Source organism: Jannaschia rubra (assembly GCF_001403735.1).
Classification (GTDB): Bacteria; Pseudomonadota; Alphaproteobacteria; order Rhodobacterales; family Rhodobacteraceae; genus Jannaschia; species Jannaschia rubra.
In genome coordinates this window covers 1-13,223 of sequence record NZ_CXPG01000022.1, presented here as the reverse complement: position 1 = coordinate 13,223, position 13,223 = coordinate 1, and the positions used below count along the sequence as shown (strand labels likewise).

Genomic DNA, 13,223 nt, shown 5'->3' with positions numbered 1-13,223 from the left:
GCAAGCAGACGACGGACGACGCATGACGGATAACGCATGGCGGAACTGGGGTCGATGATGAAAGATTCGACGGTGGAGGATGAGCGGGTGGCGAACGACGACATGAAGGTCATCACGGTGATGACCCGGAAGGGCGGGGCCGGAAAGACGACCCTGACCCAGGCGCTGATGAGCGCGGCGGTCTCTCGGGGGAAGCGGTGCCTAGCGCTCGACGCCGATCCGCAGCAGGGCCTTCATCGCTGGCTGGACGAATACGCCAGAGACGAGCCCCTCGTCACCTACCGGCAGCTCGAATTCGCCGAAGACCTCGAAGCGGCGGCGAACGAGGCATACGAAGCCGGAGAGGTCGATCTGATCTTCGTGGACACCCAAGGGGCAGCGGGAGCCTGGGCGGACGAGCTGGCCGCGCAGAGTGACGTTCTCGTGGTGCCGATGAAGCTCGGCAAGACCGACTATCTCATCACGATCGACACGGTGAATTGGTATTCCGGCCTTCTCGATCGGATCGACCAGCCGGAGCTTGCTCCTCCGCTTCGGGTCGTCGTTTCGGGTGCGACGGCCAAGCCGACCGTGACCGAGAAGGAATTCGAGACGCTGGCCGTGGAGAACTTCCCCGTGCTTCCGACCTACTTCATGTTCCGCAAGCAACATCTGGACGCGGCGGCCGGTGGGTTCCTGCACAATCTGGCGGAAGCGAAGCGGACCTCGAAGAACGGTCTCGAACGCTCCCACGTCAAGCACTTCGATGAGGCGGTGCAGGAAGCCTCCGACATCCTCGATGAGATCATGGGGGAAATCTGATGCCGCGTCGTGGACGTCCGAAGGTGGAAGGCCGCGATCCGGCCTATGCCCACACGTTTCAGGCCAAACGGCCGCCATTGCCGAACGGGATGCCGGCGAGCGTTCGGATACCCCCTGTGGACGATACCCCCCCCGTGAAGCCGTCGCCACCTGCGGGCGAAGGTGAAGCGGCTTCGCTGACGTCCGAACCGTCACCCGATCAGGTCGCGACCGATCAGGGCATGGAACCTGCCGAGACGGCGCCCGATCCGATCCCGGAGACGAAGGCCGAGAACCCGCGACCGGCTGCGAAGCCCGGCAAGCGTGCGAAAGCAGAGCATCCGGATGCCGCCCCCGCGCAATCGAAGGATGGTGCGGCAGACGACACTCCACCGGGCGAGAAGCGGAAGGTGTCGCTCAAGGTCTCGGTCACGACCGCGCATGTCGAGGCGATGAAGCCTCTCGTGGCGAGGGGTCTGCCGCAGCGCGATGTCCTGGCGCTCGCGGGGCGCCGAGCGATGAAACGCTTCGATCCCACCCCGGAATTCGTGCCCATGCCGGAAGGGGACAGGGTGCCGATGACGGTGGCCTATTCTACGACCAAGTATGTCCCGGCCGACATGCTTGATGCGATGCGCGACGTGCACGATCCGCTGCGCGTGAAGTCGGACGCCGCGATGGTCCGAGGCCAATTCGAGACCCTGTTCTGGTCCGTCCTCGATGACGTGATCGAGGAGCTGCGCCAGCAGAGGCGATAAGCTCGTAGCGGATTGTCCAGCCATACCACAAAGGGGGGAGGAGTTTAGGCTTCCTCCCCCCTGAAGCGAAATAGACAGGGCCGTGTCCTCGCCTTCGGCTGCGGGCCGCACCACCCCTGTCTATTTCGCTTCACCCCCCACCTCTCACGCTCGCCGCTCGGCAGGCGGTCAGGCGGGGCCTGACCGCTGCATCCACGATGGCGTGGTGCGGTGTCCGGAGGCCCTGCCGTGCATCGGAGGATGAGGGAAAACCATGCCACGCAAGATCAGAACAGAAGCAAGGGCGATCAAGCGCATCCGGGACGCCCGGACGCGGGCGGTCGTGGGCTGGCTCTATCGTTGGAAGGAAGGGGGGGAGTTTCCGATGTGGAAGGACGGCCCCCGGTCGGACGTGATCTATGAATGACGGGGGCCTGTTCTGCTTGTGCGCCGAGGATGCGGTCCGCGGCCTGGGAACACGGGATCGAGCGTGGCCTGGACCTCTATCAGGCGCGGGATGGCGGGATGTCGCTCGCGCTCGTCTGCGATCCGAACAACGTCTATGGCGGCACGACGCAGACGGGCCTCCTAGTCAACTTCGGGGGCAACGTCGATGCGTCCATGCCCGCGACCTTCTCCAGGCGGAGCTGGTCCACGGCCGGGTAGGCAAGGCCGAGGCGGGGCCGGGGGCGTGGGCCGCGCTGCTGGACGGGTTCCGCAGCCATTCGAGCGTGGTCGTGGAAGTCGGTGATGCGGCACGGCCCGTCGAGCTGGGCCAGCCGATGATGTTCACCTGCACCTGACCGGAAGTCGCGGCGGCAGGCGTCAGCCGCCGCCGCGATATGCGTGCCCGTATGCGCCGCCTCTCGGGGTGGTTCGCCCACCTCTCCAGACCCTTGTGCCAGAACGCCGAATCTCGGGCAACTGGGGCGGCGCGGAGCGCCGCGCGGGCCAGGGCGGCACGCGCAGCGCGGCGGACTGGCCCGCCGCGTTCTTCGCCCCCGCAAGACGCAGGCCCCCGCCCGAGAAGGTCGGGCGGGGGCCTGTGGAAGCGTCGGACGGGGAGGCGTCCGGCCTCTGGGGATCATCTGGTCATAGGATACCCAGACGCAACAGCCAGGACGGGTGCCCGTGGTAGCATGTGCCGTCCGGGTCCACGCCCTCGCATCCGTCCGTGGCGGTGCAGGCGCGGTCGAACAGCATGGCCTCGATCTCCGCGTCGTCCGGGCGCGGCTCGGTCGGCTCGGGATAGGGCTCGCCGGTCAGGAGGTCGCGCGGCGTCTCGTTGATGAGGTCGGACAGGTTCGAGGTCATGGCCGCGCCTCCGGCATGGCCAGGCCCGCCAGCCACGCGGGGCCGTGCGTGTTCCGCAAGCGGTGCAGGGCCGGCTCGCTGCGCGCGGCCATCCAGTCGCCGCGCAGCGCCTCCTTCCAGTCGGGTCCGCGCAAGACCGCGTAGCGGGCGAGCGCGATCCGCTGCTCGGTGGTCAGGGTGCCGGCGTGGGGCAGCTCGGCCAGCAGGGCGGCGCCGCGCAGGGCGCGCGCGCCCGCGTCGATCACCTCCGTCGCGGGCAGGCGGTGGAAGGGTTTCCAGAACGCGGCGCGGTCCTCGATGGTGGGGCCGACGCCCGCGCGCTTCTCAAGTTCGCCGATGGTCATGGGCGTTCCTTTCGGATCGGTGGGGGTGCTGGGGAAGGGCAGGGGGCCGCTCACGCGGCCGCCCTCCCGCCGTCGTCCTCGGCCTTCGCCTTGGCGTTGAGGAAATCGACGGCCTTCTGGGCTTCGGCGGCGGCGCGAAAGATCACGTCGCGGTCCGCCTTCATGGCGTCCAGCCATCCCTCGACATAGGCGGCGGACTGGTCGAATTGCGGCTCGATCCCAAGTTGCACGCCAAGGAAGCAGGCCCCGAGTTCTGCGATAAGTTCCTCGAACGCATAGGCTTTCCGGTCCGCGAACCGCTTGATCCGGTCCAGCCGCTTCTCGGCGCCGGTCCAGTGCGTCACCTCGTGAGCAAGGGTGCCGTAGTATCCGGCGGCGCTGTGGAACGTCTCGACGGGGGGCATGTGGATGTGGTCGGTGGACGGGCGGTAGTAGGCGCGGGGCTCGGCGCTGGTCTCGATCTGCGCCCCCGTCGCGGCGAACCATGCGTCGAGCGCGGGGTCGGCCTCGGTCCCGAGGTCGCGGGGCGGCTCGGGCCGGACGTAGTAGTCTTCGGGCAGGCCCTCGATCTGGTCGGCATTGAACACGTTGTTCACCTTGGCGAAGTGGATGCGGCGCGCGGCCCCCTCGCCCGTTTCGGCCTTGTCGTCCTCCTTCTCGACCGATCCATAGAAGACGGATTTCGCAGCCCGCTCGCCCTTGCGGACCATGCCGCCGAGTTCCTTGGCCTGATTGAAGGTCATCCAGCGGGCGGACGCATAGCCCTTGGCATGGGCGGCGGCCCATAGGATCAGGATGTTGACGCCCTTGTAGCCCTCGCCGTTGTGGCGCAGCGGGAAGCCCGCGACGGTGCGCGCGCCGGTCCACGGCTGACGCCACGGGGGCGTGCCCGCCTCGATCTGGGCGATGATCGTATCCGTGACGTGCTGCCGGATGTCGAAACGCTCTTTCGCCATGGGTCTCTCCTTGTGGTGTCGGTGGGGTCTGATGCCCCTGTGGGTCGGGTTTGGAGGCACGGCGCATGGCGCCGCTGTCCTGCAAACCTGGCCTCGCCGAGAGCGGAGGGGGGCGAGACAAGGGGAGAGGGACGGGGGTGGTGCGGCCCGCAGCGCGACGCGCGAGGACACGGCCCCGTCCCGACCCCTTGTCCGAGGGGGGAGGCTGCGCCTCCACCCTGGACGGCCGAAGCGGCGTTCGGCTTGCCCGAACCCCGAAGGCCCACGAGGATCCCGGCCGGCCCGCGCGCCGCGCGGGCCGGGTCCGGGGTGCCCCAGGGATCGTCACCCGAAGGGCGGAGACACGCGGCCGCGGCCGACCATGCCCCGCCCGCCAGGACGCGGCTCCGTAGGAGACGGGGCAGGGCGGAAGGCCGGCGCGTCAGCGGCGGGCCGCCGGGGCAGGGAGGACGGGGGCGCGCGGCTCCGGAAGGACCGAAGGGACGACTAGAGCCCGGTGCCCGGTAGGGCAGGGGCCTTGGGTCAGCTCGTCGCTGCGGACTCGATGCTGTTGGTCGCGCCGCCGCCCGCTCGGAACGGGATGTTCACGGTGGAGCAACCGGCGTCGGAAAGCAGGGAGGCCAAGCCGGCTAGGGTCTTGATGATCCGCGCTTCGCTGGGCGTGCGCTGCGTCACGAGCTGCTGGCGTTCACCGGATGGCATGACCACCTGCACGGTCCATTCGCCCCTGTAGCCGCCGCTGCGCCGCGTCGGGGCCACCGTGCAGGAAACGACGATTGCGGCTCCTGCCGCGAGGCGCTCGGGCAGATCGGCCTCGAAGACGACGTTCGCCTTGAAGCCGGAGGTCATGCCGCGCCCGCCAGCTCGGCGACGATGAGCCCGACATGGCTGGCGTGGACGGTCTCGGCCTCGGGTTCCTCGTCACCTTCGGTCCAGAGGCCGGGCTGCTCGGTCTTGGCGAGCGATTTCAGCACCGCGCCGGGGGTGAGGCCGTGCTGTAGGAGGAGGGAGATCAGGACGCAGGCGTCCTGGACCTGAAACTCCAGTTGCGAGCCCGAGCGGAAGCCGCCGGAGTAGAAGACCTCGCGGGGCCGGTCCGGCTCGTTTGGGTCGTAGCCCACGGTCAGGTGGATGGTGTGGCCCTCGGGCGTCGAGACGCGGCGGGTCTCGCAGAGGCGCCGGTCGGGAAGGTCGTGCCGGGGCTCGGGCGTCTTCTTGTAGGCAGTCATGGCGCTCTCCTGCGGCGGATGGTTGGGCGGGCCGGAGCCCGCCCGGGCCGTCACTGGTCCTGGTCGCCCTTGCGGGCCTGCCGGCGGCGCTCGTCCTGGCTGAAGTTGTCGAAGTCCTCGGCCGCCATGGTGATCCCGTATTCGGTCCCGCCCTCCTTGTTCTCCCACTGCGTCTGGCGGACGGTGCCGAAGGCCCGGACGACATCGCCGGGCTGCGTGTTCTCGCGCACCCACTTGGCGACGTTCTCGTTGAAGATCGTGACCTCGTTCCAGTAGGGCTTCGACTGGAAGTCGCCCCGGTCGTCCTTGCGGCCGTATTCGGCCGCGATGCTGACCCGGAGGGTGCCGCCGACGTCCTTGTGCTTCCCGACCCGGCCGATGATCTCGAATTGTGCGAAGGTTCTCATGGTCTGTCTCCTTGGTTTGAGTGTTTCGATGAAGAACGGGCACGCCGGGGGGCGATGCGCTCAAGGGAAAATGCGGAGGGTTCGCACAAGATTATAAGGATGCTAGCAGACTGGTATCTTGTGTGGAAACCGTATTTTTGCTTGAAGGTGTCCGAAGGACGCCGGGCGCAAAGAGCCCCCCGAGCGATGTTCCGTGATGAGAAACACGTCCGAGGAGACGAATGGGAACCGGGATGCTCTGTATTTGGTGGCCGGGTCTGGACAGGCACGTCGGCGGCCCCCGTCAGCTATCGCGGAGGCCAAGTCGCGAGGATGATCGGGGCGGCGGGCGAAGCCGGAACGGGAGGACTTCTGATCGAAGACGGTCGCCTGGGGTGCGTGAACGAAGCGGATCGGCGGGTCTTCGTGCCTGGTCGTCTGCACGATGGCGAGAACGAGGAGGGCGGGATCGGATGCCGGTTCGGCGGATGGGACTCGACACAGCCGGGAGCGGCGGGAGGTGGGCGATATGACGATGCGGCTCGACGGGTGGTGCCGGTTCCGGCGCGTGCGTCTCGCGCTGGTGGTCTTGGCCTCTTGCCTGTTCGCCGGAAGCCTCGGGGCGGAGCCTGTCGCTCCGTCGATGGTGCGGGTGGTCGATGGGGACACGATCGACGTGCGCGGCGAACGCTATCGCCTCGTGGGATTCGATACCCCCGAGACGTGGAAACCCCGATGCGACTATGAACGCGCCCTCGGCGAGACGGCCGCGGCGCGGCTGACGGATCTGATCGACTCGGGCCGCGTGGTCGATCTCATCGTCCTGCCGGGTCGGGATCGGTATGACCGGGGCTTAGCCCGCCTGTTCATCGGTGGCTCCGATGTGAAGGACGTTCTGATCGGCGAAGGTCTCGCGCGAGCCTATGACGGTGGCCGTCGCACGGGATGGTGCTGATGGACCCGCGAGACGGTGGACCGGAGGCGGGCGAAGCAGGGCCTCGATCTCGGAATGGGCCGCCCGGAGCAACGAAGGCCGGGCGGTGAAGATCGCGCACCGGCGCGTCGTGGCCTCTCTGAAGGCCAGGCGCGGCGCCGCCCTCGCCCTGCGCCATCCGCGTGAGAAGCTGCTGGCCCTGCTCAAGGATGCGGAGCCGGGCACGGTCTTCGAGCGTCTGCCGGGCCAGCTCGAACTCTTCCCGGAAGTCGAAGCGGCCGAGCTGCGCCTGCTCGACAGAATGTTCGACAAGATCGAACCGGAGGGGGATGCGCGGCGGTAAGTCCTTGGCGCGATCGCTTCGCCAGACTGCCGCGCCGTCGGATACAGAAAGCCGAACATGGACCAATCTTGACGTTCCGAATGGGTCTAAGCCCCGTCCGTATATCGTTCCAAAAATGCGAGCCCATGCTATCGAAACGTGTGACACCGTAAGCTGGGCGTTCAACCGTCCCGTGCTGCTAGGGCGCACCCGGTTAGTGCTGTCACGTGTTTCGCGCGAGAATTTGGCGTTCTGTCTCCTCATGGCCTTGTAGGACAGCTTCCGCGCGCTCCCGCTCCGGTCCCTCCGGCATGCGTTCGAGCGCCTTGCGGACGCGGTGACGCTTCAAGTGTTGCACATTGGGAAGGAGCAGCACCTCATCGCGTAGAACTACCCCCGTCACGACCACGGGCGTGCCGAGATGCGCTTCTTCCTTGCGCTCCTTCGTGCGATGGCCATGTTTGGCAAGCGCTTCCTTGATCGCCCAGACCGTCTCTGTCCGAACCATGGTGCCAGACAGAGTAACGTCATCGACGTAGACCGTCAGCGTGTTGCCCGCCGCGCGCGAGATCGCATCGATCTCCCCCCACATGTTCTGATAAGCATAGTAAGCGAGGATCGGACTGGCCGGGCTGCCTTGTGGCAACGAACCCTGTCTCGTCGTCAGCCACGTCAGTACCGCGACCACGTCGGGCGGACATTTCAGGACGGTTCCGAAAAACCACGAGGCCTTAGAGGCTGTGCAGTTCGGGTAGAAGTCCTCGATATCGAGCAGCCGATGCGCTGCCGCCCCGCGATGCGCCGCCGCGTTGTCTATGTTCGACCGCCCCCGCACCGGAGATTTAAGAAACTCCGGCGGCGTCACGCGCATCAGAAGTTCGCTGATCCGCTTCTGAATACGCTTGAGGTCGTGGCGCGGCGCATGAACGAGACGGGGCTCCCCGTTCTTCTTTGTCTTCGTGATAGGGCGGTAGAGGTTCGGTGCGGCAAGCAACTCGGCGTACTTGGTCGGACTGGTCTGCAAGAGCCTGAAGAGCCGCTTGCGGGTAGTGCAGCGATAGAGCGCGCATTGGTCAAGGGCATAGCTCTTGGCGCTGCGGGGCATGTTAGGGCGCCTCGCGACGGCGCTCAACGATGCGCAGGAAGTCGAGGACTTTGTCTGCGATCACGCCGCGGGCCTTCTCGATCCGAGTTGGCGACGGCCCCTCGCGTAGGCTCTCATCGAAAAACCAGATGGAACTGACCGGGAGATCGAAGAGGTCCGCATATTTCGCTACGAGGTCTTGGCTCGGGATCTTCTCACCGCGCTCAATCCCAGACAGGTGCGACTGCGACACATCGAGCTTCTTGGCCAGTTCAATTTGCTTCATGTCGTGGAAGACCCGAATGAGTCGGAGCGCCTCGCCCAACATGTTCTTCCCTTTCCTACGGAGCACTTAGGACGCGCGGTTAGCCTCTGGGCGAGATGGCCGGGTCGCCCCGATCATCCACCGCCCTCCCCGAACGCCCAGGCGATCAGGCGAAAGCCTTTCTCGATCACCCAGACGCCCCAGAAGGTCGCCTTTAGCAGACGCCGGTCCCAACCCTTGCGGGTCTTGATGGGATCGGCGGTTGTCCCGCGCGGGGTCGTCTCGTTGGTCTCTCGGGCCATGCTGGCCTCCTCTGTTGGCCCCGGTCGCGGAAGTGCGCCGGGGGCCATCTCCAACAGAGGTTCGGAGAGACTTCCCCTTTCGTCCGATATGCGGCCCCCCCGGGCCATCCCGGGGGGGCCGCCCCCTCCCAGGCGACACGGCGGCCGTCTGAGGGGCAGGCGGTAGGAGGACACGATGCCCTCCCGCGGACCGGCGAACCGATCCTGAGTTCAATGGCGTTGTTCCGGGCCTTTGCCGAAGCTCCAGCGTCCCAACAAGGCGAATATAGTCCAGAACCCAAGGAGGTTCAATATCCCTGACAGAGATATTTAAGCCAGTAGCGTATAAATTGGCCTGTCTGCGTATAGCGAAAAAAGGCCCCGCCGGAGCGGGGCCAAGGGATTCCTCACCACAAGGAATAGGGGAAGCGCGGCGGCATGGCCGTCCGCGCGATGATTCTATGTGCCATCCGCTCCGTGGATCGCCAACCAGTTCGGGCCTGGCTCGATCCTGTCCGCCTCGCGCGCGATGACGGCCAGGCGGTTGTTGATCGCCACGATGAGGGCGGTCTGCGGGGCCTCGGCCCGATGCCCGCGAAGGGGCTGACACAGCCCCGAAGGCCCGCGCAGGAAGAGGTCGCGGACCTCGCGCAGCAGGTCCGCATCGGCCTCGCGCGCGATCATTGCGGCGGGCAGTGCGGCGACGTGTCGGGTCCACGGCTCGATCCTGCGCGTGGCCCGCCTGCGACCGATGATGAGGGTCGCCGTCATCCACCCCGCGAGGTCGTGCCATTCGAGCCGCGTGCCGGGCGTCCGGGTCATAGCAGGTTTCCTTGGCGCGGCTCGGGCGTCGGGCGGATGCCGACCCGCCCGCGCGGGTCGATGCTCCAGCCGCCCGCGGTCCTGACGATGCTCGCATCGGGTCCGTGCCGCTCGATGAAGGCGCGATCCGCCTCGGCCTTCCGCGCGAGGTGGAAGTCGCTCGCCTTGTGCCCGGACGGGCGCTGGCACCATGCCCCCGCCCGCCTGCGGCAGTCAGGGCAGGGCACGGCGAGGACCGGGTGCGGGTAGGCGGTGAAATCAGACATGGACGCGCCCGTCCTCAAGCGAGACGCGGGCGAGCCAGTGCCGCCCATGCGAGACGCGCAGGCTGGTCAGCCATGCCGGTTCGCGGTTGCGGTCCCACAGGTCGGCGATGGCGTCCCGCCACGCCGGACCATGCTTGTCGGCGAAGGCGCGCAGGCGGGCGAACTGGTCCGGCCGCATTGTGAGCCGGTCGTAGCGCCGCCCGGACGGATCGGTCCGGCTCGCATAGAGCGCGTCCGCGAGGTCCACGCGGCCTCGGTCGATCTGGGTGAGGAAGTCGAGCAGGTAGCTCGGATCGGCGGGGAACGGGGCGCGGTCCCACGCGCGGCGTATCAGGGTCCGCTCGCGCGCGGGACGGACGGCGATGGCGCGACGGGCACGGCGCCAGTTCCCCGCGCGGCGGTCCCGGTCTTCCTGCTGGCTTCGGCTCCAGGCGACGGCTCGGCGTTGCATCGCCTCGTCCTCGCCCGGCTGCGCGGCGGCGATCTGCGCGCTGAACAGCGGCAGGGCCTCGCGCTCGGCGGCCTGCTTGCGCCGAAGGTGGCCGCGCTTGCGCGCGGTGTCGGTGAACGGGCTGCGGGGGTAGCTCTTGAAGCGCATCGTCCAGTTCCTCGGTTCGGGTGGCGAGGGGTGGGGCGGGTGCGAGGCCCGCCCCGGTGGCGTCAGGCCATGCCTTCGGGAAGCCAGTCCGCGATGCGGTCCTGCTGCGCCTCGGTCAGGCCATGGACCGCTCGGACGCCCGCGTCGTTGAACAGGTCGTGCAACTTCTCGACCTTCTCGCCCTTCTTCAACTTGGCGAAGGTCGTGGCGGTCGGGTGGTCCTCCGCGAGGTCCAGAAGGTCGCGCCACAGGGTTTCGAGGTAGGGACCGCCGACCCGCCCGAAGAAGTTCTCGGCGGTCGGGGTCCACACGTCGCGGGTGCGCCGCGCGGTGGCCTTGTCGATCATCGCGCCCAACTCGGTGTCCGGGACCGTCAACAGGCTCACGACGTAGCCGTGCAGCGCCTCCATGACCTTCTTGTCGCCCCGCTTGCGGAAGGCGGCGAAGTCCTTCGCGGCTTCCGATCCGAACCCCGCCTCATGGCGGTCGGCGATGGACGACAGGCGCTTGTCGAGCGCGAAGCCGGTTTCGGTCTCGGGCGCGTTCGCGGGCGGGTTCACGGTCAGGCCGAAGGCGTAGCCGTAGCCCATCCTGCCCGACAGGTGGAACGCCAGAAGGTGAAGCGCCAGCTTCGGATCGCTCAAGAGGGCCGTCTGCCGCGCGCCCTTCTCGATCCGCTCCAAATCGGCCCGCAGCTTGTCGGAAATAGGCGACTTCGGCGCGGCCTCCGCCTTGTCCTTAGCGTGATGCGACGGCGCGAGGATGCCAGCCGCGACCGCCTCGGCGCGGTCCTCCGGCTTCACCAGCCCCTCGATGACCTCGACCGTCCCGTCGCGCCGCACGTAGACGATCACGCCCGCATGGCCCTTCTGCTCGGCGGTGAACACGCCATCGGCCTTGCGCTGCAACGCCTCCAGCTCGGCCGCTCCCGCGTCGTCCAGCACGTCGCCGTTCGCCAGTTCGGCCAGTTCGTCGTAACGCTCGGACTCGTCCTCGGTCATGTCGCCGGGGGCGGCGCAGATGCGGCCGAATTTCCGCTCGTCCATGAACCCGTAGGGCAGGTAGTCGTCACCATGGGTCTCGGCCCATTTCCAGCCGTCGGGGCCGGTGAAGGTCTCGGCCAACCGGTCCAGCTTCGCGGCGAACACGTCGTCCAGGATCGCCGGATCATCGAACAGGGTCTCGTCCGCGAACAGGTCGCCCCCGATCTGGCCCCCGGCCTCCTTGTAGGCGTCCACGCCGACGAAGGCGGCGCGGCGGTCGGTGCCCTTGACGGCGTTCGGGCGCAGCATGGTCTTGATCTGGTGATCCGACAGCCCGCCCCACCGGCTCTTGGCCTCCTCGATGACGCGCGCCAGCACCTCGATCATAAGCGCCTCGTCGTCGCCCACGGTGAAGGCGGCGGCGTGGGACAGGCCGATCTGCCCGGCCTTCAAGGCGTCCAGCACGGGCTCGGGGAGGCCCGCCAGCGCGAGGCGGCGATAGACGTGCTTCTCGGTGACGCCGTAGGCCACGGCGATGTCCGCGACTCTCACGCCCCGGCGATCCATCGCGCCGTAGTCCCTGATTTCGTCGGCGGGATGCAGGTCCTCGCGCTGGCCGTTCTCGGAGGTCGCCCAAAGGCTGGCGGTCTCCGCGTTGGGGGCGATCTGGACGGCGACGGTCTGGAACCGCGCGTCGTCCTGCAACAGGGCCAGCGCCCGCAGACGGCGCCCGCCCGCGACGATGCCGACGCGGGGGCCGTCGCCGTCGCGCAGGCCCCCGAGGTTCTGGATCAGCCCGAGGCGGCGGATGTTCTCGGCCAACGCCTCGATGCCGCTCTCGGCGACGACGGTGCGAGGGTTGAGGTCGGACAGGTAGAGGTCCGCGAAGGGAACGCTCTCGATGGTGGCGGCGATCTTCGTCTGGTCGGTCATGGTGATGATCCTTGTCGGTGGTGAGGTTGGGGGGTGCCCCGCCCGCATGGGACGGGGCGCGGGCTCAAGCGCCCTCTTGGTCGGTCCAGTCGGTCGCCCAATGGTCCAGCTTGGCGACGACGTGGCCCTGCGGGTCCGTCAGGGTCAGGTCCGGGACGATCTGCGCCTGCCGGTGGTGGGCGCGGCCCAGCATCCGCAGGACGCCCTCGCTTTCGGCATGGACCTCCTCGGTGGTGGTCAGGTCCGGGTGGTCGATGGTGAGCGTCCACATGGCCCGGCTCATGCGACCGCCTCCGGCTTTCGGACATGCGCCTTGAAGGCCCCGACCATGGCGATTAAGTCCGATTGCGACGTGTGGCGGACGGTCAGGCAGAAGGCCCTCTTGCCGACCATGATCCACGCATCCGACAGGCTCTCGGTCGCCGCCTCGGACATGACGAACGCCGATCCGGTGAAGTTGACCGGCGGCAGGATGTTCAGGAAATACTCCCACATCTCGGGGGTGGTCTCGAACCACTGGCCCGCGCTGCGCTGGTGGCGTTCGTAGCCACGGTTCAACAGGGCGAAGGTTGCGGCCCGGTCGGCCACGCCTTCCCCTATGTTCTGGAAACAAGCCATCTTTCTTCCTTTGTGGTGAGCCGCGTTCTCGGTCTTGGTGCCGAAAATCGGGGCAGGGCTTCGGGTGAGGTCCGCAACGCGGCCCTCTCCTGAAGCTCTGCCTCCCGGCGAGGGCAGGAGGGGGGCCCACGCAAGGTTCCCGACAAGGAAGGGGGGGGAGGGGGATCACCCGGCGACGCAGCCCGACCGAAGGGAGGGACCGTCGTTGGGGACACCCCCCCTGACGCCGCTCGGGGGCCTTGCGTGGGGGAACCGGCGGTTCCCGGACGGACGAGCCGCAGGCGAGGACCAGCAAGGGCAGGGGCGTTCGGCTTGTCCGAATCCCCCTGCCGTCGCGACCCCCGCGAGCGGGGGTCTCCTAAGCCTCTTCT

At 67.9% G+C, this 13,223-nt stretch carries 21 protein-coding genes; 6 read left to right on the top strand and 15 right to left on the bottom strand.

Translation table 11 applies throughout. The features are described from left to right. Nucleotides 1–54: 54 nt before the first annotated feature. The 4 genes from JAN5088_RS15960 to JAN5088_RS15950 all read left to right on the top strand — a co-directional run bounded on the left by JAN5088_RS15960 (nucleotide 55) and on the right by JAN5088_RS15950 (nucleotide 2,183). Entirely contained in the window at nucleotides 55–801 is a 747-nt protein-coding gene (locus tag JAN5088_RS15960; RefSeq protein ID WP_158448502.1) for a ParA family protein, read from the top strand. Between the two features lie 116 nt (nucleotides 802–917). Beyond that, nucleotides 918–1,538, top strand: a complete 621-nt coding sequence (locus tag JAN5088_RS15955) for a hypothetical protein (RefSeq protein WP_158448501.1) — start codon at nucleotides 918–920, stop codon at nucleotides 1,536–1,538. Between the two features lie 253 nt (nucleotides 1,539–1,791). Continuing rightward, complete coding sequence (locus JAN5088_RS18960; RefSeq protein WP_158448500.1) at nucleotides 1,792–1,944, top strand: hypothetical protein; 153 nt, start codon at nucleotides 1,792–1,794, stop codon at nucleotides 1,942–1,944. A 29-nt stretch (nucleotides 1,945–1,973) separates the two neighbouring features. After that, nucleotides 1,974–2,183 (top strand): hypothetical protein, encoded by a 210-nt coding sequence (locus JAN5088_RS15950; protein WP_055683835.1) that lies wholly within the window; start codon nucleotides 1,974–1,976, stop codon nucleotides 2,181–2,183. A 426-nt stretch (nucleotides 2,184–2,609) separates the two neighbouring features. On the opposite strand, the gene JAN5088_RS15945 is transcribed toward JAN5088_RS15950, so the two are convergent. The 6 genes from JAN5088_RS15945 to JAN5088_RS15920 form a co-directional block, all read right to left on the bottom strand. Beyond that, nucleotides 2,610–2,831 carry a hypothetical protein gene (locus JAN5088_RS15945; RefSeq protein WP_055683834.1) on the bottom strand — a complete coding sequence of 74 codons (222 nt, stop codon included), beginning with the start codon at nucleotides 2,829–2,831 and terminating at the stop codon, nucleotides 2,610–2,612. Continuing rightward, the gene (locus JAN5088_RS15940) at nucleotides 2,828–3,175 is read right to left on the bottom strand and encodes a hypothetical protein (RefSeq protein ID WP_055683833.1); all 348 of its coding nucleotides are present in this window, start codon (nucleotides 3,173–3,175) and stop codon (nucleotides 2,828–2,830) included. The genes JAN5088_RS15945 and JAN5088_RS15940 overlap by 4 nt, the downstream gene beginning before the upstream one ends. Before the next feature lie 50 nt (nucleotides 3,176–3,225). Continuing rightward, nucleotides 3,226–4,131: an ArdC family protein gene (locus JAN5088_RS15935; protein ID WP_055683832.1), complete on the bottom strand. Its 906-nt coding sequence runs from the start codon at nucleotides 4,129–4,131 to the stop codon at nucleotides 3,226–3,228. Between the two features lie 522 nt (nucleotides 4,132–4,653). Beyond that, complete coding sequence (locus JAN5088_RS15930; protein ID WP_055683831.1) at nucleotides 4,654–4,980, bottom strand: hypothetical protein; 327 nt, start codon at nucleotides 4,978–4,980, stop codon at nucleotides 4,654–4,656. Further along, the gene (locus JAN5088_RS15925) at nucleotides 4,977–5,360 is read right to left on the bottom strand and encodes a TSCPD domain-containing protein (RefSeq protein ID WP_055683830.1); all 384 of its coding nucleotides are present in this window, start codon (nucleotides 5,358–5,360) and stop codon (nucleotides 4,977–4,979) included. The genes JAN5088_RS15930 and JAN5088_RS15925 overlap by 4 nt, the downstream gene beginning before the upstream one ends. Nucleotides 5,361–5,410: 50 nt before the next feature. Further along, on the bottom strand, nucleotides 5,411–5,767 hold the full coding sequence (locus JAN5088_RS15920; protein ID WP_055683829.1) for a single-stranded DNA-binding protein: 357 nt from the start codon (nucleotides 5,765–5,767) through the stop codon (nucleotides 5,411–5,413). A gap of 508 nt (nucleotides 5,768–6,275) precedes the next feature. On the opposite strand from JAN5088_RS15920, the gene JAN5088_RS15915 reads away from it, so the two are divergent. Further along, nucleotides 6,276–6,701 (top strand): thermonuclease family protein, encoded by a 426-nt coding sequence (locus JAN5088_RS15915; protein ID WP_055683828.1) that lies wholly within the window; start codon nucleotides 6,276–6,278, stop codon nucleotides 6,699–6,701. 85 nt (nucleotides 6,702–6,786) lie between these two features. Then, a complete protein-coding gene (locus JAN5088_RS15910) occupies nucleotides 6,787–7,023 on the top strand; it encodes a hypothetical protein (protein ID WP_055683827.1) in 237 nt (78 codons plus the stop codon). Nucleotides 7,024–7,225: 202 nt separating this feature from the next. On the opposite strand, the gene JAN5088_RS15905 is transcribed toward JAN5088_RS15910, so the two are convergent. The 9 genes from JAN5088_RS15905 to JAN5088_RS15870 form a co-directional block, all read right to left on the bottom strand. Continuing rightward, entirely contained in the window at nucleotides 7,226–8,107 is an 882-nt protein-coding gene (locus JAN5088_RS15905) for a reverse transcriptase family protein (RefSeq protein ID WP_055683826.1), read from the bottom strand. 1 nt (nucleotide 8,108) lies between these two features. Then, nucleotides 8,109–8,414 carry a helix-turn-helix transcriptional regulator gene (locus JAN5088_RS15900; RefSeq protein ID WP_055683825.1) on the bottom strand — a complete coding sequence of 102 codons (306 nt, stop codon included), beginning with the start codon at nucleotides 8,412–8,414 and terminating at the stop codon, nucleotides 8,109–8,111. A 71-nt stretch (nucleotides 8,415–8,485) separates the two neighbouring features. After that, nucleotides 8,486–8,653, bottom strand: a complete 168-nt coding sequence (locus JAN5088_RS18955; protein WP_158448498.1) for a hypothetical protein — start codon at nucleotides 8,651–8,653, stop codon at nucleotides 8,486–8,488. Between the two features lie 438 nt (nucleotides 8,654–9,091). Next, the gene (locus tag JAN5088_RS15895; protein WP_055683824.1) at nucleotides 9,092–9,454 is read right to left on the bottom strand and encodes a hypothetical protein; all 363 of its coding nucleotides are present in this window, start codon (nucleotides 9,452–9,454) and stop codon (nucleotides 9,092–9,094) included. Beyond that, a complete protein-coding gene (locus JAN5088_RS15890; RefSeq protein ID WP_055683823.1) occupies nucleotides 9,451–9,720 on the bottom strand; it encodes a zinc finger domain-containing protein in 270 nt (89 codons plus the stop codon). Before JAN5088_RS15890 ends, JAN5088_RS15895 begins: the two co-directional genes overlap by 4 nt. Beyond that, nucleotides 9,713–10,318: a hypothetical protein gene (locus JAN5088_RS15885; RefSeq protein WP_144431861.1), complete on the bottom strand. Its 606-nt coding sequence runs from the start codon at nucleotides 10,316–10,318 to the stop codon at nucleotides 9,713–9,715. Before JAN5088_RS15885 ends, JAN5088_RS15890 begins: the two co-directional genes overlap by 8 nt. Before the next feature lie 62 nt (nucleotides 10,319–10,380). Continuing rightward, entirely contained in the window at nucleotides 10,381–12,234 is a 1,854-nt protein-coding gene (locus JAN5088_RS15880) for a ParB/RepB/Spo0J family partition protein (protein ID WP_055683822.1), read from the bottom strand. Between the two features lie 64 nt (nucleotides 12,235–12,298). Further along, nucleotides 12,299–12,517, bottom strand: coding sequence for a hypothetical protein (locus JAN5088_RS15875; protein WP_144431860.1), 219 nt, complete (start codon nucleotides 12,515–12,517; stop codon nucleotides 12,299–12,301). Further along, nucleotides 12,514–12,852, bottom strand: a complete 339-nt coding sequence (locus tag JAN5088_RS15870; protein WP_055683820.1) for a DUF1419 domain-containing protein — start codon at nucleotides 12,850–12,852, stop codon at nucleotides 12,514–12,516. Before JAN5088_RS15870 ends, JAN5088_RS15875 begins: the two co-directional genes overlap by 4 nt. Between the last annotated feature and the right edge of the window lie 371 nt (nucleotides 12,853–13,223).